Below are 22,536 nucleotides of genomic sequence, written 5' to 3'. Positions count from 1 at the left end.
ACAATTCTATCTCCCAATTCACGACGATTATCATCATTGGCAGCTAAGACTAAAACTCCTGGTTCTGTTTGTTTAAGATCTAAAAATTCGGGTATGCGTTCGCCCTTGGCGTTGGCGAAGCCATCGCACTTAATATCTTCAACTATTTTGCGATTCTCTGCGCTCAAAATTGTAGCAGCAATTGCTTTTCCACCCAAGGTAACTGTTCTCAATGTTGCTTTATTTGAATTAGCAGTTTCTTGGGCTTTGCTATATAGTGGTGATAAATCCAGGTTTACTTGATGACTGAGTAGTTTTGCTAATGCTTTGACTATTGCAGCATGGTCATCCATCCCTCGACGATTCAGGGAGACTGTGATGTGTTCTTTGTTGTCGAGAATTTTATCAATCCATCGAGAACAAACGTTACCTGCACCTGCTTCTAAAAATATTTTGACTCCATCGCCGTAGACACGATTAACTAATTGCGGAAAATCAAGTTCTTGGCACAATCCTTTGGCGATGTTATGGGCGATGGCTTCGCCAACGCCTCCGGCGATCGCATCACTATCAAGTACGATCGGTTGATAATCGGCGGCTGAGTAAAAAACGATACCGGGAAGATTTTGCGATGGCAAGGTGTTTACTTTCTTAATTTCCTCGTACTGCGATCGCATCGCTTCACAATGTATCACATGGTCGAAGGGAGCGGGGAAGGCGTTGCAGCCTAAAGTTGCTATCACTCGCTTACAGGCGGCATCATCTCCAGCAATTAATACTTCTTCTGGTGTGTTAATTTGCGTTAAGTAGACACGATTCTCATGTTTTAGGCATTCTCTAACTTGAGATGGTGTAGCCATGAGAACATAGGTATTCCAAAAATTGTTGTTTGGTGAATCGGTTAATCCCCAATATTCACGCACAGCATTTTTTGGCCCAGATAATTTATCACCAAATAAAGGTGATGAGTTTAAGGTGTTACTTCCGCCCTCAAAATCACTCCAAACTCCTTGGGCAACCATCATACTAGTTTCACCCAAGCTATAGCCAAAAACGGATTGCGGCTTGACTTGAAAATCATCTCGAAAAATTGCTGTCATGTATCTAGCAAAGGCAATTTCACTTTCAAACATTGCCAGTGAATCATCTAACAATTGTTTTTCGAGTGTTTCTAGTTGCCTAGTTGTCAATTTAGGCAAGCTTCTGGGATAAACTAACTTTTCAACATCGGCAGCCCGGTTGTAGAGATTGTTACTTTTTAAGTCCTCGAAGACTTTCGGAAATAAGCGGAAGACGGTACGACCAATGCCGATATAAGAATTGACTGCTGCGGGGTAAACGTAAGCAATTGCTCCAGTTTTACCTAATGGTTTTGCCGTGAAATAACTTCCTATTGGTGTTTGCCAATCTGTACCGGTTTCAAAAGCATTATTTACACCTTTGCGGGCAGATTCAATTTCTTTGAGTAAATCTTTTGTGTTACGTCCTGTGATTGATAAGACGTATTTTGGATGAGAATGCTGTTCAAAGGTAGCGAATGTTTGGCTGGCGGTAGCTAATAAAGAAGAACTCGCTTCTATGGTATGCTGGAGATTGTTGAGAAGATCGGGGATAGTGGTGCGATCGCTAACTGCAATCGGAAACAGATGAAAAGGCATTTGTTGTAAATATCTGTTGTCCCGCTCCTCTTGGCTGGGTTCCTCCGATAAGATTAAATGGGCGTAACTGCCATCTATACCCATGCTATTAATTGCTGCTATTCTGCGTGTGCCGCCTTTATCGACAAACCAAGGTCTTGATTCCATCGCCACATAGAAAGGGCTACCTGACCATACTTGCGGTGTTTTGACACCAGACCATTTGGGTGTGGCGGGAATATACCTGTAATAAAGACAGAGAGCGGTTTTGATTAAGCTAGCAATTCCCGATGCTGTATAGGTGTGGCCGATATTGGCTTTGACGCTACCCAATGCACAATGCAAACCATTACCCACCTTCGGATAAGCTTGCAGTAAACCTGTGATTTCGGCTTCATCTTCTTGGGGAACGCCACTACCGAAGACTTCCACATAGTTAACCTCTGTGGGTTGAATATCTGCCATCTCGAAGGCTTGTTTGCAGACATTACTGATGGCTGAAGCATCAGGTTTTACCAAAGCGTCACTCAAAGTAGAATTACCTTGTGCAAAACTCATGGCATCAATTACTGCATAGATGCGTTCATTATCTTCCTTCGCAGCTTCGTAGCGCTTGAGGACGACAGCACCAGCACCTTCGCCAACCGTCCAGCCATTAGCTTGTTGGTCATAACCCAACGTATTCACACCCGTATTAATTGGGGCAAATTGGCTGCGGAATAAGACATTTTCCACACCACCAGCCAAATCTACCGCACCCACAACCACCGCATCTACTTCTCCCGTAGCGAGTAGCATTTGGGCAACTTCCAAGGCTTTGAGGGCAGAATTTTCACCAGCGCTGACGGTGAATGCAGGGCCAGTGAAATTCCATAAAGCCGAAATTCGACTCGCCATGATGTTGGCGATATGACTTACATATTCGCCGATTTCTACTGGTTGGTGAATGCTATCTTTGATGATGGTTTCGAGTTGGGAAAGCTGTTGCGCAGGTAGAGAAATTCCTTGGTTGAGTAAGCCATCCTTAACTTGCCAAGATAGATTCCATCTTTGCTGTAGCTGATGCACAGAGAATTCTGTCTCGGCGGCGACTATAACCGCCACATTGCTACCCTCCTGTAGTTTCGCATCTTTGACGGCGCGATCGCTAACCTTGAGGAGCAACAATTGTTGTGGGTTTAATTTCTCTATTTCATTCGGTGGGATTTTGCACGATAAAGTATCGATTTCAAAATCTTTGATATATGCCCCAACTGGTGCTTTTCCATCTGCTAAACCGTACTCTTTCAGAACATTTTCTTGATTTTCTATACCGTGCCATCTTTGAGGCGGTAGAGAAGTAAAATGCTGTGTTCCATTATAAATGCTGCGTTCAAAAGCATCTAACCCATTGCAGTTACCAAAAAAGGCATCCATGCCAACAATGGCGACTTTGGTAGGTGGAACAGGTGGAGTTGATTCAACTGATTCTGTTGTATTTCCTTGTTCTAAAATCAGATGGGAATTAGTACCACCAAATCCAAAAGCGCTAATAGCAGCCCGTTTAATTGGTGCGTTCTTATTGGGCCATACTGTAGCTGTTCTAACAATTTTATCGGCAGGAATTGTACTATTTTCCGAAGCTAAAGATTCAGAAACATTCATGGTTGCTGGAATTATACCATGAGACATACTCAAAATAACTTTAGTCAAGCCAACCATGCCAGCCGCAGTTAGCAAGTGACCTGTATTTGCCTTAGCAGAACCCACCAGAGGCGCAGCTTGATGTTCACCAAAGAATGTTTCTATAGAGTTAAATTCGGTTGTATCTCCTAGCAACGTGCCGGTGGCGTGACACTCTAAATAATCGATGGTTTTGGGACTAAAGTTTGCCTCATTATAGGCTCGTTCAAAAGCTAAAACTTGTCCTTTAGAATTCGGACTCAATAAATGTTTGCCCTTGCCATCATTGGAGAGGCCATTACCGCAAATGATAGCAAGAATATTATCGCCATCTCTAACGGCATCTGAATATCTCTTCAGCATCACCATCCCAACACCATCGGCGGGGATTAATCCTCTAGATGACTTATCTAAGGGACGGCTGATACCATTTTCTGGATATCCTTGAACACCGGAAAATAGCATCCGCACGAATAGAGAATCAGCACAACTGATGGCTCCAGCTAACATGACATCAGCTTTGTGTGACCATAAGTAATGAGATGCTAATTTAATAGCATAAAATGATGACGAACAAGCAGCATCCAGACATAAATTAACCTGGGATAGAGAGAAAGCTTGAGCAACGATAGATGCTGGCAAGCCAGATATCATCGCATTATATAAAGACGATTTAGTTTCACTTGGAAAAGCAGCTAAATCAAAGTCTTCATATTGCAAAAGTTCTCTGACAGCAGGGGTGATAGATTGCTGGTAAATTGGAGAGAATACCTGGTTAGATAATTTTGTTGGGAATGACAAATTACCTAAAATTACGCCGCATTTTGCCAGGAAATTTTGATTACCCCAATAACCACTCTGTACAATTGCTTGTTTAGCTGCATACAATGACCATTTGAAGGTGTTATCTAAACCAGCAACAAATTCTGATGGTAGATTGTATTCAGATGGATTAAACTGAAAGTTGCGGATGTATCCGCCTTTGATAGAATAGGTTTTGTCTGGTGTACCTTTAACTGGATTGTGAAAGATTGTCGGATCTACTCCGATTTCCTCGACGGTTGCAGAGGATGTTGAATCTTTTTGATTAACGATGTTCTGCCAGTATTCGTCAGGATTTTTAGCATCGGGAAATAGGCATGATAATGCGATGATGGCTATTTTTTCCACTACTGATATGCTCCGAGTTTGGGTATTTAGCAAGAGATAATTAACAAATAGGATTTACGCCGTTCCCCAAACTTTAAAGTGATAAGTAATAGGAATCCTAAGATTCAGCTAGCTTTGATAGTTTGCAGTAAAGACTTTATTGCTTAGTACAAGATTTCTAGCCAATTCTCTGCGAACCTTTGCGCTTCCCTCTGCGCCCCTTTGCGTTTAAATTTCACCCCTCAATTCCCCACTAGCTTCTAAGCAATTTCATCGACCAAATAATCGCATGAGCGCCGAGCATTCGTGAGTATATTTTACCCTGACGATCGTGTATAATAAAATTTGCGATCGCACTACTCGCTGTCTTAGCTATTACTTCACAAGAAACGTAAAAAGTTTCGTTATGTGGTATTACTTCAAACTGTTCAAATTTTTCTACTTTTCCAGGTAAACAACCTTCTTCATGAAAGTGTTGTGTCCAAACCCATAAGGCGTGCATACTCAAGTCAGTCGTGTAAGGATTTACCCATTGAACGGGGAATTGTCCTTGTTGTTGGGCGGTGAGTTCTGGCCAAAGACATTCTGTGGTAATTTTTTCGGGACTGATGTTTAAAACTCTTTTGATTTCTTGAAAACCGGGGCCGTGAAATAATGTGTCTCCCCCATTTTGGTAAAAATCTTTTCCTGTAGCGGTGATGATATTATCTTCTTCGAGATTGAGAGATTCATAAATGGGTACATCTGGGATTTCTCGCTGGAGATTAAGTTGAGCGCTAAAATGAAAATGGATTCTCCCTTCAGGGTTTTTACTCGAAATTTTGGCTTTAAGTTCGATTCTTTCAAGATTAACCTTGGAAATTTCTTCGATTTCTAAAATGTGTTCATTTGCTAATGTCTCATTGAAAGTAATTCCCTTCAAAACTTTGAAATCTTGGTAATAAAACAACCGATAACCGGGATATAATTGTTCACAAGCATTAATAATCCAGGTCATTGCACAAGTTGCTGGTAAAACTGGAGAACCAGCAATCGTATGATCGTGTAAAAATGGATTAGCCTCCAATGTCATTTGGCGACGAATACGATGGGTTCGTAGTTCGGAATCTAGCTCTGTAGCCATTGGAACGAGTGGACTACCAATAACAACTTGTGCGGTTGCGTGATTGGTATTATCCATTTCTTTTACGAGCATTTGCGCCCCAACTGCAATGGGAATTATTTCGATTTTTCGCTCTTGAAAAATCTTCTTTAATTCTGCTGTCACCATCCCACTATCCCAAGCGCCCCAGTTGATGGCGACTACATGACATGAGGGATAGCTTTGCTTAAATATATGGGCTGATTTGTTCAGAATTTCATTGGCGATCGCATAATCAGATTGTCCAGGATTTCCGTAAAAGCCGGTGACGGAAGAAAACAAAACTAAATGTTGAAGTTCATTAGGATTGACGCAAGCCAGCAGGTTTTCTAAACCTTGAACTTTAGCGGTGTAAACTTTTTCAAAATCCTCTTCTGTTTTCTTTTCAATTAACTTATCAGCTAAGTTTCCCGCGCCGTGGATGATTCCGGTAATCGACCCAACATTAGCCAGCTTTTCTTGTAAAGCTTGTGTATCTGTAACATCGACGCTGATATATTCTGCTTTAGCTCCGGTTTTTTCAATTGCTGCTAGAGTCTTTTTAATCTCGCGGCTGGAGGTTATTTTGTTATATATTTTTTGCACATTCATAGGTGTGGGCTTCTCTCCTTGGGAAAGAAGATTTTCCATGATGCATTTTTTCAATGCGGAGTCGTCAGAATTTTGAGCATAATTTGGTTCGGTTTCTAATAGTTCGGAGCGACCGAGGAGGATGAATTTGCAGGGTTGCTGTTGGGCTAATCTGATAGTACACTCAGCTGTAATCCCTTTTGCACCGCCGCTCACGACAAAGACTGATGATGGGGCTGTTTGTATCATAAATCCTCTGATATTAATTCGTAATTCCTCTGTGTCCTCTGCGCCTCTGCGGTTTTTTTTACGAACCACAGAGACGCAGAGAGCGCAGAGAGAAGAGGTTAATCGGCGATTATGGTGACTCGTCCTTGTGAGCCGTAGCCAACTTCACTTATATAAAGGTTGGGGTCATGAAGTTCGGCGATGATGTTTTGTACTGACTGTTTGGCGTCAAGTCTAGGGCTGAGGTCGATCGCACGAGTAAATACTTTTGGCCATTCCCATCTCAGGGTTTTGCTTAATCCGAATAAACCAGCAGCGATCGCCCCGAAGTTGACTTTGTACTCTAAACCGAAGGCTCCATCGAGATGAGCTACTGTGCAAAAACAACTACGTCCATGCTTTGCGGCTTCGTTGAGGGAGGGTTTGAGGTGTTTCGCTATCAAAAATACGTGCTTGACGATCGCCTTTTCTGATTCGTTATAGGAAATACTTCCGGTGTGATTTCCTACAAACAGTGGATGTAGATGGATGAAGGCTCCAATGGTTCCACAGTGAGATGCGATCGCTTGTAGTTGTTGTTGGAGATGTTCTTCACTCAAGTTTGCTAAGGTGACGCGGGTTACTCCTGTGGGTAAGGGCGCTTGTTGGGCGATGAGCGATTGGGGGAAGCTGATAATTACTACTTTCCAGCCTTTCTCTATTAGGGATTCAGCTAATTTATAAGTGGTGAGGGAACCATCATCGGTGATTAAACCGATGTGTCCTTCTGGTAAGGTGAAATCCAAATAATCTGGCTGTGGTAGGCTTCTGAGTTTGACGGGATGGCGCTGGATATTATGCTCTAATTCCGGTGGCTGTTGGACAAACTCAGGTTCAGACTTTTTTTTTTCACCTCCAGCTAACTGCTGTAGGTAATCGACTATTTGACCGATGGTGCGGAGTTCTCCGAGTTCTTCGATATTTGGTTTGGGTAAGTTGGGGTACGTTTCTTGCATCGCCCCTAAGATTTCTACCCGTTTGATGGAATCAATTCCCAAGTCGGCTTCCATGTCCATTTCCAGTTCCAGCATCTCCACTGGATAGCCGGTTTTATCGCTGGTGATGGCTAGTAGAGTTTGGCCTAAGTTGGCAAATTCATCAGTTACGGTGGGTTCTGGGTTGAATGCGACAACTACGCTTGGTTCCGGTGCAGTAACTACTTCAACTACTGGTGCAGTCTCGACTTCGTGAATTGCAATTTCTACAAAAACACTTCTGGAAGCCTGGGATTGCAGATACTCTACAACTTGACCGATGGTGCGTTTTTCTGAGAGTTCTTCCAAATTGGGCTTGGGTAGGCTGGGGTACATTTCTTGTAGCGCCCCTAAGATTTCTACCCGTTTGATGGAGTCAATTCCTAAGTCCGCCTCCATGTCCATGTCCATTTCCAGCATCTCGACTGGGTAGCCGGTCTTATCACTGGTAATGGCTAACAGGTTTTTATCTAAGTCAACAATATCGATAGTTGCAGCAGTTGTGGGTGCTGCTTCTGGGATAAATGCAACAACTTCGTTGACTGGGGGTGAGCTAATTTTGACTACAACCTCAGCTTGAGGTTCTACTACTGGGACAGGTGGCGCGACTACAGGCTCTACTGTCTCCACAGTGGCGAAGTGGGGAGTGGGAAGTGGAGAGTAGGAAGTTTCAACTACAGGCTCAGTTACAAGCAAAGGCTGGCTTTCTACTATCTTGGTAGTAGGAGGTACGGGTGCATCAGTTACAGTTGTTTCTGTGGTGAACGGAGTGAAATTGCTGAGTTTCTCTGTTAGTTGGGTTGCTCCCTCACCAGAGATGATTTGAGAATACTCTTGCTGGATGAGTTGGAAAAAGTTTTTAGTATATTCCAACTGCTCTTGAAGATATTGTTCATGGATGCGTAGGGTTTCACCTTGTTGAGAATGAAACTGCATCATGCTACGCTCTAAGCTTTCCATGACAACTAGCTTCATTTTGGCAGTTTCGGCTGTTGATTTACTCTCACTTAATAAGGAATTCTGCTGCTGCATCAGTTGGAAAAACGCTTTGGCATATTCCATCTGATGGTTGAGATAAGTACCGTGAACTTGTAAATTCTCGGCTTGATTTTCCTGGAACTGTGTCAGGAGGTATTCTAAACTTGCTAAAAGTTGTTGATAATTTGTCAGTTTTTCTGGTGTTGGTTGCATCTTAGATTCCTGGGCTGGTTGTGACAGGGTAACAGGATTCATCTGTTGCTCTGTTTGAGTGATGATATTCGCAGTCACAACGTTAATTTCTGGGGTCGATTTTTTATGTCCGTTAGTCTCGATCGCTGCGAGAGTTGGAGTTACACCTGGGCTACTAAATAAAGGAGCCGTATCAGCATATTCAGGGCTGGATAATGTGACTTGATGTCCATCCTGCAAAGCTAGAGCGAAGGCATTTTTGGTTTTTTGCGATCTATAATTGATGCCGTTTAAACGGACATTTAAGGTCTTCTTCGTCTCAATTGGCGGTATAGTTTGGGGAAGTTGGTAAGGATCGAGGTGATTCAAAGTCAGACCAATTACCCGTAACTGCACAACTGCTTCTCGCAAAGAGCGATCGCTATTCTTTTGAGTGCTGGGGTTCAAAGATACGGTGATGTGTGGGCGATCGCCAAGTATCTCTTTTACCAAGTTGCTCAAAATCCTCCTCGGCCCAAATTCCACAAAGCAAGTACCACCCGCCGCATAGATATTTTCAATTTCCTGTTTAAACAGCACTGAATTAGAAAGGTGCGTTTCCAGAATTTTTTGAATACCTTGGGCTTCCTTGGGATACTGCTTACTGGTAACGTTGCTGTAAACAGGGATTTTGGGACTTTGGAACTTGACAGACTTGGTAGCGATCGCAAAGGATTTCTGAGCAAAGGCGATTAACGGTGTATGGAACGCTGCTGAAACAGGTAACAGTACGGCTGTATATCCTTTCTCGTGTAAAGCCTCTCTGACTTTCGCTATTTCTGCGGTAGGCCCAGCCAAAACAAATTGAGTTGGGGAATTTTGATTAGCGATCGCAACTTGGGGAAAATGTCTGATGACTGCTTCTACTTTGCTGATGTCTTCTTTGACAGCCAACATACTACCCGCATCATGATCTGGATCTTCGGGTGCAGCCATTGCTTGACCCCTAGCTTTCACTAAAAACAAGTAATCTTCCGTACTCAAAACCCCCGCAGCCCATAGCGCTGTCAGTTCCCCGAAGCTATGTCCCGCCACAAAATCTGACTTGAACCCAGCTTGTTGCAATATGCTGTACATCCCTGCACTCAACACCCCAATGGCTGGTTGAGCGTATTCTGTGCGTTGTAAGGCAGCAATTTGGACATTTTTCTCTGCTTCCTCAAACACAGGATGAGGAAAAACGATTTCTGACAACGGCTGCAAATTATCTTTGAGCAACAGGCTATCCATATAGCCATGAAGACGACGCATCAAAGGAAAATTCATCACCAGTTCGCGTCCCATCTCCAAGTATTGCGAACCTTGACCAGAAAATAGAGAGACAACTTTTCCGCCCAACTCCATACCAGAAGCGCGGTAATAAATCCCTTGGGGATGCTCCCAAGATGCTGCTGAACCTTTGAGTTTCAGCCAGTCAATGCTAGTTTGCAGCAACTTGCAAGCTTCTTCGAGATTCTCAGCGACAAACCCAAATCTGGGAGCAGAGAGGGGAATCTGTGGCGACTTGCATTCCTTGACTAATTGCGCGTAGTGTGTAACTGCATCTGGTGAACGCAACTTACCTAAAATCTCTTCCGATTTGCTCAACAATTGCTCTACTGTGGGAGCAAACAACAGCACTTCACTAGCACCACTATGTAAGCGGTAAGCGTCGTTTTGGTCGGCTTCATATTCTTCCAAAACCACGTGATAGTTGGTTCCACCAAATCCGAAAGAACTTACACCCGCACGTCTTGGCGCTTCCCCTTCTGGACGAATCCAAGGTCTGGTTTCGGTATTAAGATAGAATGACGAATTTTTAATGTTGAGTTTGGGGTTTGGCTCAGTAATGTTAATTGTCGGCGGTAATACTTTGTGATGTAAAGCCAAAGCAGTTTTAATCAAACTCGCCGCACCCGCAGCCGCTTTTGTGTGTCCAATTTGTGATTTCACACTACCCAAAGCGATATGCTGCTTTTTGTGATCATGTCCATCAAAGAAGTCTTTTAAAGAACCGAATTCTGTCGGATCTCCAGCCATTGTACCAGTACCATGTGCTTCCATCAAACCAACAGTAGCGGGAGAAAAACCGGCATCTTCATAAGCGCGTTCCAAGGCTTTAATTTGACCTTCTTTGCGAGGAGCATAAATACTCTTATAACGCCCATCGCTGGAAGTACCAATACCTTTAATTACGGCATAGATTTTATCGTTGTCCCGTTCAGCATCTTCTAAGCGTTTGAGGACAATCATGCCAATACCTTCACCTAACATCATCCCATCAGATTTAGCATCGAAAGGTTTGACATTTTCACTAGGAGAAACCGCCGGTGTTTTGCTGAATGAGATGTAAGCCATGATGGTGTTATCGGTATCAACACCACCAGTCAGCATCATATCAGAACGATGCTCAACTAGCTCACTAATTGCCATTTTTAAAGCACCAAAGGAACTAGCGCAAGCGGCATCAACTACACAATTCATTCCGCCAAAATTTAGGCGATTGGCAATTCTACCGGCGACGACATTCGCTAACATTCCAGGGAAAGCGTTCTCATCCCATTTCACATAAGCGCTTTTGATTTTTTCGACAATTTTTTGCGTATCTTCATCTGATAAACCACTGCTTTTAAGTGCTTTTTCCCAAATCGGATATTCCAACCTGGCAGAAAGTGGCATTCCTAACTGCTTGGCCATAGCCACACCTAAAATTACCCCAACAGTCTCGCGGCTAAACTCACGTTTTTCGCCATAACCTGCATCTTCCATCGCCTCTTTTGCAACCACTAAACTTAATAGTTGCGATACATCTGTAACTTCCAAAATACTGGGCGGAATGCCGAATTCCATCGGGTTAAAATCTACCTCTGGAAGAAACCCACCTCTTTTACAATAGGTTTTATCTTCAGTAGTTCTGGGATTAGGATCGTAATAATCTTCAACACTCCAGTGAGTGGAAGGAACATCAGTAATACAGTCAATTTTGTTGACAATATTTTGCCAGTATTCCTGTAAATTTCTGGCTTTAGGCAATAGAGAAGCCATGCCAACAATAGCAATAGAATTGTGTTGTAATTGTCTGTTAATTTTGTTAATTGACACTGATTTATCTGACTTATCTGACTTCATGTTTTTTTCCTCTATAGACCTCATCACAGCCTTTTCACAATTATTGATCAGGCTCTCTAACTCCGCTAAGGCAGTATCAATCGAATAAGCAGACATAGGGCATAGTTAGTACTGTGGATTGTGTAGCTACAGTAATTTCTGTTGCCTACTAAATAATGAAAATCTCTCGTTTTCTAAGCAGCTAGCTATCCTATCTTTGCTAAATGCTTTTCTCCAAATCGACACCACACGACACATACTGCCAGCGTAAAGCCTTATGTTTACAAGCGGCTTTGGCACACTGCGCTCGCGAAAAAATCTTATTCAAGGCTAGACTTTTTAACTTGTGGCAATAAGTCAATGACGTCGTTAAAACTGGTAAAATAGTCTTGGAGTGTAATAGCTGCTTGACCAGTGAATTTAATCCATTTGTAATGGTAAAGATTTTGAGTAATGGTATCCTACTGGAGTGATGGAAACTGAGGAGTAGCTAAGAGAACAGAAACGTTTTTCACCCAAAGCCGTTTGATTATCTAGGCTAACCACAGCAACATAGCTGTTGTTAATGACAACGTTCTGTATCTTGTTCAATGTCATAGCCAGTTTCAACGTCCGGGATAATATATTTTATGCTATTTAAACCAGGAAAGTTGACAAGTTCGTTACACAAAAGACACCACCTTTAATCCGAATTTATGCAACTTGGAAAAGTACTTAAACTAACACAATGTGATGACAAATTAGTTATCTTTAGTCCTTTTTAATTTCAAAATATCAATTAAATAACTAGTTTGTCTAACCACTTTAAAGCATTGAATTAATAAAAACACTAACATACTTTACAGAAACTAAATCATTCCTTTAAAGTTATTTTATAAATAACCTTATAGCGTTTCCCGTTCAGATGCGGTACAACATTACATCACGAGGTGGGTGTACCTCACATAAACAAGAACTGCTATAGGAATCCGATTTGATTTATGAACAAAATTAGGTATTTGTAGGGTGCGTTACAATACTGCGCAGGTTTCGGCAAAAAAATAAAAAATAGACATCTGTGAAATTAAATATGCGTTACCCAGAACCCTTGTAGAGACGTAGCACTGCTACGTCTCTTTTTCACCAGATGTCTAATGTGTAGGTTGGGTTGAGGAACGAAACCCAACATTTTATAAAGCAAATGTTAATTTTTAGTATGTTACTTGATAAACATACTGACTCAATTAGGATGCTATTAGCAGAATAGATAATAATGTCTTACAATACACAACCTTGCTAAACAACAATCTGTTACTAATATCAAATCTGCTTAACAATTAACCATCTGTTGTATTGAATTGGCAGATAAAGATTAGTGATGAGTAAATTCTTCAGTGTCTAGTCTGACTATGATGAAATATTTTAGTAAAAGATTCAGGACTTATATCAAGTTAATTGGTTGACATAATTTTATATTTACGCCATACTTAATAACAAGTTTATCCCAATTTTTAGTTCGTTTTTGTTAGGGATTCGTGGTTATTGATAGTTAAGTTTGATGGATAGCGCTATTGTATTTTACGCTACAGGATTAGATATCAAATTAGGATATAACTTAGGAAGCTTTGAAGTAACACCACCATTAATTATCACGCCACAATAGCGAGTTTGGGCGGCAAAAGCGTACAACAATTCATATAAAACCAATTTAGATCCATCCACTTTATTAAGGTAGAAAACTTAGAGGAAAAGTCCTCTTGGTAATTTGCGGATGAGTCTATTGTAATCGACTAAATATAACCAGGCTATTCCCTAAGAAAGCAGAATTGGAATGAAAATATGGCAGTAAATAAAGAAAGTCGATTATTCACAAAACCCGTAGGCCGATCGCAAGTAATTTTAGCAGCTTCTCTGACTCTAGCGGCTGGATTAATCACTTTCTATAGTTTGGTACCGTTTTGGTCTAAACCGAAAGTTGTGACAGCGCCAGCAAATCCTCCAAAAGCTGCTACGCCTGCGAAAGTTGCTGTGACTGCTTTAGGACGTTTGGAACCAGAAGGCGAAGTTACTTCTTTGACTGCTCCCGCTTCTAATAATGGGGTGCGAGTAGAAAGACTGTTGGTGAAAGAAGGCGATGCGGTTAAAGCAGGGCAATTATTAGCCTATCTCGAAAATTATGGTCGTTCTAGAACCGCATTGCAACAGGCTTTAGATAAACTGCAAGTTGCCAAAGCTAAATTAGCGCAAGTTAAATCTGGAGCGAAAACCGGAGATGTCGATGCTCAAAAGGCTGCGATCGCCCGGTTAGAGTCACAATATAAAGGAGACGTTGCCACACAACAGGCAACAATCGCCCGCATCCAGGCGGAAGTAGACAATGCTCAAGTCGAGAACGATCGCTATCAGCAACTATATAAACAAGGTGCGATCGCGGCTTCTGTCGCAGATACCAAAGCTTTGCAACTAAAGACTACACAACAGCAGCTAACAGAAGCTCAAGCCACCCTCAAACGGACTCAAGATACATACCAAGAACAACGCAAGCAAGCACAAGCCCAACTCACCAGTATTAGTGAAGTGCGTAGTGTAGACGTTCAAGTCGCACAAACCGAAGTCAACAGTGCAACAACATCTGTTCAACAAGCAAAAGCCGACTTAGATTTAAGTTATATCAAATCTCCCATCAATGGCAAAATTTTTAAAATTCACGCCAAAACCGGAGAAGTAATCAGCACCAGCACCGGATTTGCTGAAATAGGTAAGACATCTCAAATGTATGTGATTGCAGAGGTGTATCAAACCGATGTTCAAAAAGTGCGTGTAGGACAAAAAGCCACCATTACCAGCACTGCATTTACCGGAACATTAAAAGGAACTGTAAAAGAAATTGGTTGGCAAGTTGACAAACAAAGTATCTTCAGCCTCAACCCTGGTTCAGATACAGACCGCAGAATAATCGAGGTCAAAATCTCCATCGATAATCCCAAAGATAGTGAGCGGGTAGCTCGTTTAACCAACTTACAGGTAGATGTCGCCATTCAGATTTAGTCATAGGCCATAGGTCATTCACAAATGACAAATGACAAATGACAAATGACAAATGACAAATAAATCCATGAATTTAAAAATTCCTTTAGCATGGCTACAGCTAGCCCAGCAAAAAGTTCGTTTACTAGTAGCTGTAGCCGGGATTGGTTTTATTGTACTGCTCATGTTTGTGCAACTTGGTTTTCAAGATGCCCTCTATTCCAGTGCAACTGCTGTACATCAGAATCTCAAAGGAGATTTATTTTTAGTTAGTTCGCAATATAAATCTTTGACCTCAAATCAAAGCTTTTCGCGGACTCGTTTATACCAATCTCTGGGGTTTGATGGCGTAGAGTCAGTTAGCCCCATGTATTTGCAATTTGCCAAACTAAAAAATCCGGCAACTGGTGAGAAATATTCAATATATGTGATTGGTTTCGACCCAGGTAGACCTGTGATAAATATCCCAGAAGTTGAGGAAAATTTAGATAAACTGAAAATTCCCGATGTCGTGCTTTTTGACCGCAGTTCTCGTCCAGAGTTTGGCCCAATAGCTGAAAAATTTAATGCGGGAAATACTGCACAGACAATTGAAATTTTTCCCTTCAATTCATTAATTGGCTATAGAGTAAGAATTGGTGGCTTATTCAGCTTAGGGCCTTCCTTTGGGGTAGACGGAAATTTACTTGTTAGTGACTCAACTTTCCTCAGAATAAATCCTAATACTCGTCCTGCAGATATGATAGATATCGGTTTGATTTCCCTCAAACCTGGTACTAATGCCGAAACAGTATTAAAAAATTTGCAAGCAAGTTTGCCTAATGATATCCAAGTTTTTACACGCCAAGGCTTCATTGATTTTGAGAAAAAATATTGGGCTGTTAGAACACCCATTGGTTTTATTCTTAACTTGATGTTGACAATGGCTGCGGTTGTTGGTGTAGTAATTGTCTATCAAATCCTTTACAGCAACATTGCTACGCAGTTCGTTGCTTACGCCACTTTAAAAGCCATAGGTTATGCCAATAGGTATTTGTTGAATGTGGTATTTCAGCAAGCTTTGATTTTGTCAATTCTCGGTTATATACCAGGACTTATTACTTCTGTATTGTTGTATAGTTTTGCAGCAGAAGCAACTAAGTTACCAATAGTTATGACCAATAATAATGCACTGATTGTCTTAACCTCAACAGTTTTAATGTGTATAACTTCCGGAGCGCTTGCTATCAATAAACTCCGTTCCGCAGATCCGGGAGATATTTTCTAAGTACAATATTTCATAAATTCGTAGCGAATTCTCTGCGAACCTTTGCGCTTCCCTTTGCGCCCCTTTGCGTTTAAATTTTAACCCTCAATTCACCACGATTTTATGCAAAGCTGTACCAAGTAAGATAAATTGCTCAGAGCAACTTGATAAACATAGGCTAATACGGTTCACTTAAGGCTAAAACTCTTTTTGTTTAACGAACCGCAGAGGCGCAGAGGGCACAGAGAGAAGAGAGAAAGAGAGGGAAGAAATGCTTAACCCAAGTGTATTGAAATATAAGCAAACTTGCGCCTTACTAGTCTTTTAAGTCTAAGTTGACAATTAATTAAGCTCGTAGTAAGGACTTTAGTCTTTCTTTTTCAGCACTAAAGTGCTGACTACAAACCATCCAAACTAGCACTTTTATCTTAATCCAAAATCCAAAATTGGTATAACCCCTCATATATGAACCTCAACAACAAAACTCTCCTAATTACTGCAATTGATGAATTTGTCGGTTTGCGTACAGCCGAGTTAGCCATAGCGCAAGGGATGAAGGTTCGTGGACTACAAAATTCTACAGAAAAAAACAAACAATTAGAGCATTTAGGTGTTGAGATAATTATTGGTAGCACCACCGATTCTACTATTGCTCAAAAGGCTTGTGAGGGAGTAGATATCGTTTTACATACAGAACAAATTGCCGAAGAAGCTGGTGCTATTAAGCATTTTCGTGATATCAATGTTGGCGGTACTGTCAACATGGCTAAAGCCGCTAAACAGGCTGGTGTCAAAACATTTGTGCATCTATCCAGTGTGATGGTTTACGGTTTTAACTATCCTGATGGTGTTACAGAGTCCGGCCCACTGTCTAGCGAAAATAATCCCTACTGTCAAACTAAAATAGAAGCGGAAACTGCACTATTAGAACTGAATAATTCCTCAGATTTCGGCATAATTGTTATTAGAGCCGGAGATGTATACGGCCCAGGAAGTATCCCTTGGATAGTCAGACCAATTCTGATGATGCGTCAAAAATTATTTGCCTGTGCTAACGATGGGAAAGGAGTGATAAATCATGTATATATAGATAACCTGATTGATGGCATCTTTCTAGCGATGGAAAAAGAAACCTACGGTGAAATATTTAATATCACCGACGGACAAGAAACTTCGTGGAAAGAGTATTTTATGCGTTTAGCAGCAATGGAAGGTTTACAAGCACCCCTTTCATTATCAAAAGACGAAATCAAGTTGTTTCTAAAGCTACGTGTTCAAGGGCAAAAACTTTTTCGGAAAAAAGTTGATATCTTACCAGAGTCCATAGATTTTATGACTCGTCCCTATGCTTGTTCCATTGTCAAAGCCCAAAATCTGTTAAATTATAAACCAAAAATTGACCTAGAATCAGGAATGCAGCGAACACACGAATGGCTGCAAAAAACAGATATTCAAAGCTTGATCAAATAGCTTAGTAGGTTGGGTTGCAATACTGCGTAGGTTTTTAATATTTGTAGGTTGGGTTGAGCCAATGCGTTACCCAACAAACCCAGATCTTAGGTTGCATCTGCCTAACAATTATTTGCAATTAAGCCTAAAATAATCCACAGATTTTCTGAATACTTGTTTTCTATGAGTAGCAATCAGCCACGATTGAGCATCGGATTACCAGTATATAATGGTGAAAAATTTATCAAAGAAGCCCTAGATTCACTCTTGGCTCAGACTTTTGAAGATTTTGAGCTAATTATTTCAGACAATGCATCCACAGATAAAACTGAGGAAATTTGTAGAGAATATACTAGACAAGACCAACGTATTTGTTACTACCGCAATGACACAAATATCGGTTGCGCCCGTAACTTCAATCGCGTGTTTGAATTGTCTTCAGGTGAATACTTTAAGCGGGCAGCTTATGATGATCTACATTCTCCAGATTTTATCAAGAAGTGTGTTGAGGTGCTTGACCAAGATCCGACGATAATCTTGTGTCACTCCCAGGCATATTTCATTGATGAACAAGGGAGTTTTATCCAAAACTATGATATTAAACTCAAGGCAGATGCACTAAAACCACAGGTGCGTTTTCACGAATTGCTGACTAAGCATTTATGTTATCAATGTTATGGAGTAATTCGCGCCAGTGCCCTGAGAATGACACCGCCTATGGGTGGTTACGGTAATGCAGATGGAATTCTGTTGTTAAGACTTGGTATTCTCGGTAGGTTTTATGAAATCCCTGAATACCTGTTTTTTGTCAGAAGACATCCGCAACAATCTATGAGTATGTTCTTTCCAAATTACTTGCTGTTTGCTGACAAAAGTAAAAAACCATTATTGAGTATGCTCCCGGATTTTTATGGGTATGCAGTATGGTTTGATTCAGCAAAGAAAGGACAAATTTTATTGCCCCATTGGAGAATAATCTGGGAGTATGTACTCTCGATTTGGTGTAGTCCCATGAGTTTGAATGAACGGCTGTGTTGTCATAGAAGTCTACATCAGCAGTTAAAAGGGACAGAATATCTTTTGCTGAAAGATTTGCTCATGGCGCTGCAAAGACTTTATGAAATATTTGCTGGATTCGTAAAGGGAGATGGGGGAGATGGAGGGGATGAGGGAGATGGGGGAGATGAGGGAGATGAGGGAGATGGGGGAGATGGGGGGGATGAGGGAGATGGGGGGGATGAGGGAGATGGGGGGGATGAGGGGGATGAGGGAGATGGCGGGATAAAGAAAGTGTTTTTCTAATGCCCAATGCCTAATCCCTGAGCCAAAATTCTACCGGAGATTAAAAATTTAATGGAAGATTTGGCAATATTTCTGTCTAAGTCTTTGATGGGTTGGCTGGTTATTCAGGTGTGTTTAGCGCTTGTGTTTATATGGTATCTGCGGTCATCTAAAAAAAACTTATTACCAGATGACCAGTTACCTAAAACCGCAGTGATTCTTTGCTTACGCGGTGCTGATCCGTTTTTGCCTAGATGTTTGCGATCGCTCCTAAATCAAAACTATCCACAGTATGATTTAAAGTTGATCGTTGATAGTCACGAAGATCCCGCCTGGAAAATTGCCAGTGAAACCATCACAGAGCAAGAAGCGACTAATGTTCAAATCAGCCCTCTGAGAATAGTACGCAACAATTGTAGTCTCAAATGCAGTTCTTTAATCCAAGCTATCCGTGAGTTGGACGACTCCTACAAGGTGGTTGCTCTAGTAGATGCTGATACTATTGTCCATCTAAATTGGCTGCGAGAATTAGTCAGTCCTCTAGGCGATGCTAAAGTGGGAGCAACAACAGGTAATCGTTGGTATGTACCTACAGGTAGATATTGGGGTTCTTTAGTGCGGTACGTCGGCAATGTATCCACAGTAGTGCAAATGTTTATCTTCCAGATTCCTTGGGGTGGAACTTTGGCTGTGAAAACTGAAGTACTTCGCCAAACAGAACTGCTAGATAAGTGGGGACAAGCTTTAGGCGAAGATTTTATGATGCACGACATCTTGAAAGAACATGGTTTTCAGGTAAAGTTTGTGCCTTCGCTGCTGATTGTAAATCGTGAAGAGACTGATTTATTCAACTTAATAGATTATCTCAAGCGCCTCATCCTTTGTTCTCGACTATATCACCCCCGTTGGTTAGCTCTTGTTAGTGAAGCTGTTTCTAGCATTTTGTTTCCGACTCTACTGATCATTTTAGTTTTAGAGTCGTTGTTAGAAGCAAAATGGGAAGCTGCGGCTCTCTTTTTAGTCTGCTATGGAGTATATACTGTTGGATTACTCTTAATAATGCTCGTGTTGGAATTAGAGATACAGCGAGTGGTTCGCTCTAATGACCAGGCGATCTCTATTGGCAAGCCGTTGCACGTCTGTGCAAAATTATCAGCTGCTACAATCATCAGGATGTTAATTGGGATTCCCTTGACACAATGGGTTTATGGGTTAGCGATGCTATCATCCCTGTGGGTTTCAACAGTCACCTGGCGCGGTGTTAGCTATCGAGTTCAAGGGCCTTGGAATATCCGGCTAGTGGAATATCGCCCTTATCAATGGTTGGATCAGCCTATTGATAGCAAGGTTTCTCTTTGAACCTACATTCCGCACCCTCAACTGTCACAATCGGTTTTTACTGGTTTTTAGACATAAACAAAGCTACTGAATATACATAAAACCAGTAAAATAACTTAAATATGAAGATGCACGAGCATAATCTGCAACTACAACAATCACAAAAACTTAGTAATTACACTATGTGACACCCCAGGGTGCGGAACGTGGGTTTGAACTGAATTGCTAGATATAAACTACTATAGTACTAGTAAGTAGAGCGACGCAAATAAAGCTAACTGGCTAAGGCTGTCATTTGTCACTTGTCCTTCGTCATTTGTAAGGGTTTAAGGTGTATTTACGTTTCGTAACATCGTTTGATTTATTTTTGCCGACTTACTTATTTGATTTTTGAAATATATAGGAATCCGGTTTGATTTTTGAACAACATTAAGTATTTGTAGGGTGCGTTAGCGACAGCGTAACGCACCGAATCCTTAAGAATGGTGCCGTACTTTCTGCGCTAACGCACCCTACGTATCTGTTCAAAAATCAAATAGTAGTCCTATACGTAGGGTGTGTTAGACGAAAGTACGGCACGATCTCAAGCTTTTGGTGCGTTACGGCTTACGCCTAACACACCCTACAAATACTTAGATTTTTTCAGAAATCAAATATGATTCCTATACTCTGTTCGTAGTAAGCGCTTTAGCGCTCAAGTCAAGGACTAAAGTTCTGACTACGAACTCATCAAAATTAATGAGATAGACTACTAAAGCATGAAAGTTCTTACACTAAACATTCGCTAGTCTTCAAATTATATTATCTTATATTTAGTAGAACTAAATTAGCTATAATCATTGTCAAAATACACGCTTTGATTGGGCATCCCAAATGTGCAAAAACCTTGATAGTCTTCATCCCCTAACCCCTTCTCCCAAACATGGGAGAAGGGGAACTAGAATTATGTCTCTGGTTGAGAAACATACTTTTCACAATTGACAATCTCGGCAATTTTAAAATTCGTAAATCCTTAGTCTAACTGTATTAGTGGGAATTTTTGAGCTAAACAATCAGGCTGTTCATGAAACATTTGCTGCGTAAATCCTAAGTTACAAACCAGCATTTTCGTGAAATATTCCCCTTGATTATGACTAAGAAAAAACTTCGCATTGCACTATTTACAGGGTTGTATGCTCCTTTTTTGACCGGAGTTTCCGTTGCAGTTCATCAACGGGTTCGTTGGTTGCTAGAACAGGGACATGAGGTTTTTCTAATTCATCCGCAAATCAACGATCGCTATCCCAAAAATGTCGGCGATCGCCCGATGTCTGGTTTAGAGGAAATTCAATCTTTCCCCAATTTCTCTGCTTACGCATTCCCCACAGAACCACTGGTATTTTACAAGTCGCTTCCTCAACCGTTGAACTATCGACATTGGAGTGATACCAAGTTGCTGGAGAAATTTCAGCCTGACATTATCGTGGTTGAAGAAGCAGCCCAAATGAGAGGTTTATACTCATTTTTCTTGCAAGGTTATGGTCGTCCTATCGGCACTCAATACGCAAAACGAACAAGCACGCCAATAATATCACTCTTTCACACAGATATCGTCGCGTATATCAAATATTACTTTGGCGATCGCTTCTTCAGCTTGGTTCGTCCCATCATTCCCATTTTGGTTAAGCAATTTAGTGAGTCTTATGACTTCAATTACTTCTCTTCCAAAGAACAACTCACTAAATACGAAGAACTGAAATGCCAACGTGCTGAATACGTCGCTTATCAAGGTATCGATTGCGAAAAATTTCACCCGCGAAACATTTGTTACGACCCAATTCCCAACGACAATCGACCGACTCTTTTGTTTGTCGGACGCATCACACCCGAAAAGAATGTCAACCAACTGCTTGATATATTTCCAGTCATAGCTGCCAAAATTCCTGATGTTCATCTAGTGATTGTTGGTAGTGGCCCGCTAGATGAAGAGATTCGTCAGCGTGCGAAAAAGTTTGGATCGGGTATTACTGTATGGGGTGAGTCTCATGGTACAGAACTTCTAGGTTGGTTTGCCAGAGCGGATATTTTTGTCAACCCCTCCATCACGGAGAACTTCTGCACTACAAATAACGAAGCATTAGCCTCTGGAACCCCTGTAGTTGCTGTTGTTGCACCGTCAACCTCAGAACAGATATTTCCTGGTCGCAACGGCTTTCTTGCTCAACCTAACAATGCCACAGACTTTGCCCAAAGGGTAATTGCAATTCTAGAAAATCCCGATTTGAAAGCAGATATGACTAGACACGCTCGCCCTTCTATACTTGACTTTGATTGGTCGTCATGTATGCAGAAATTTGAACACAAACTTTACCAAATCGTTGAAGGATCACACAAAGTGGAAGTCAGTACAGGCAGTATCAGACCACAGCCATAAGAAACATGGCGATCGCTAGGGCGTGTTTTCAAACTCGAAGATCCCCCTAACCCCCCGATAAATTGGGAGGAAAGAAACTCTAAAAGCCCCCAATCTATCGGAGGGTTGGGGGCAATACACTTGGGTTA

At 41.4% G+C, this 22,536-nt stretch carries 9 protein-coding genes and 1 pseudogene; 6 read left to right on the top strand and 4 right to left on the bottom strand.

The genetic code is table 11. The features are described from left to right. From LC605_RS02210 to LC605_RS02195, 4 genes and pseudogenes are all read right to left on the bottom strand, one after another. A partial coding sequence (locus tag LC605_RS02210; protein WP_229545939.1) for a PfaB family protein occupies positions 1-4,448 on the bottom strand: 4,448 nt, incomplete at its 3' end. A gap of 232 nt (positions 4,449-4,680) precedes the next feature. Next, positions 4,681-6,387: an SDR family NAD(P)-dependent oxidoreductase gene (locus LC605_RS02205; protein ID WP_229545946.1), complete on the bottom strand. Its 1,707-nt coding sequence runs from the start codon at positions 6,385-6,387 to the stop codon at positions 4,681-4,683. Positions 6,388-6,485: 98 nt separating this feature from the next. Continuing rightward, a complete protein-coding gene (locus LC605_RS02200) occupies positions 6,486-11,792 on the bottom strand; it encodes a type I polyketide synthase (RefSeq protein WP_229545938.1) in 5,307 nt (1,768 codons plus the stop codon). Between the two features lie 203 nt (positions 11,793-11,995). After that, a pseudogene (locus LC605_RS02195) lies at positions 11,996-12,272 on the bottom strand (hypothetical protein). A 1,221-nt stretch (positions 12,273-13,493) separates the two neighbouring features. Here LC605_RS02195 and LC605_RS02190 point away from each other — a divergent pair. From LC605_RS02190 to LC605_RS02165, 6 genes are all read left to right on the top strand, one after another. Beyond that, positions 13,494-14,702, top strand: a complete 1,209-nt coding sequence (locus tag LC605_RS02190; protein ID WP_229545937.1) for an ABC exporter membrane fusion protein — start codon at positions 13,494-13,496, stop codon at positions 14,700-14,702. A gap of 67 nt (positions 14,703-14,769) precedes the next feature. Then, positions 14,770-15,948 carry an ABC transporter permease DevC gene (devC, locus tag LC605_RS02185; protein ID WP_229545945.1) on the top strand — a complete coding sequence of 393 codons (1,179 nt, stop codon included), beginning with the start codon at positions 14,770-14,772 and terminating at the stop codon, positions 15,946-15,948. A gap of 444 nt (positions 15,949-16,392) precedes the next feature. Beyond that, a complete protein-coding gene (locus LC605_RS02180) occupies positions 16,393-17,397 on the top strand; it encodes an NAD(P)-dependent oxidoreductase (protein WP_229545936.1) in 1,005 nt (334 codons plus the stop codon). Between the two features lie 162 nt (positions 17,398-17,559). Beyond that, positions 17,560-18,678: a glycosyltransferase family 2 protein gene (locus tag LC605_RS02175; RefSeq protein WP_229545935.1), complete on the top strand. Its 1,119-nt coding sequence runs from the start codon at positions 17,560-17,562 to the stop codon at positions 18,676-18,678. 51 nt (positions 18,679-18,729) lie between these two features. Beyond that, positions 18,730-20,016: a glycosyltransferase family 2 protein gene (locus tag LC605_RS02170; RefSeq protein WP_229545934.1), complete on the top strand. Its 1,287-nt coding sequence runs from the start codon at positions 18,730-18,732 to the stop codon at positions 20,014-20,016. Positions 20,017-21,124: 1,108 nt separating this feature from the next. Further along, entirely contained in the window at positions 21,125-22,408 is a 1,284-nt protein-coding gene (locus LC605_RS02165) for a glycosyltransferase (RefSeq protein ID WP_229545933.1), read from the top strand. The last annotated feature ends 128 nt before the right edge of the window (positions 22,409-22,536 follow it).

It is taken from the genome of Nostoc sp. CHAB 5836 (genome assembly GCF_020829445.1).
Classification (GTDB): domain Bacteria; phylum Cyanobacteriota; class Cyanobacteriia; order Cyanobacteriales; family Nostocaceae; genus Nostoc.
The sequence above is the reverse complement of the archived record's forward strand: the minus strand, read 5'-3'. Positions and strand labels throughout refer to the sequence as shown.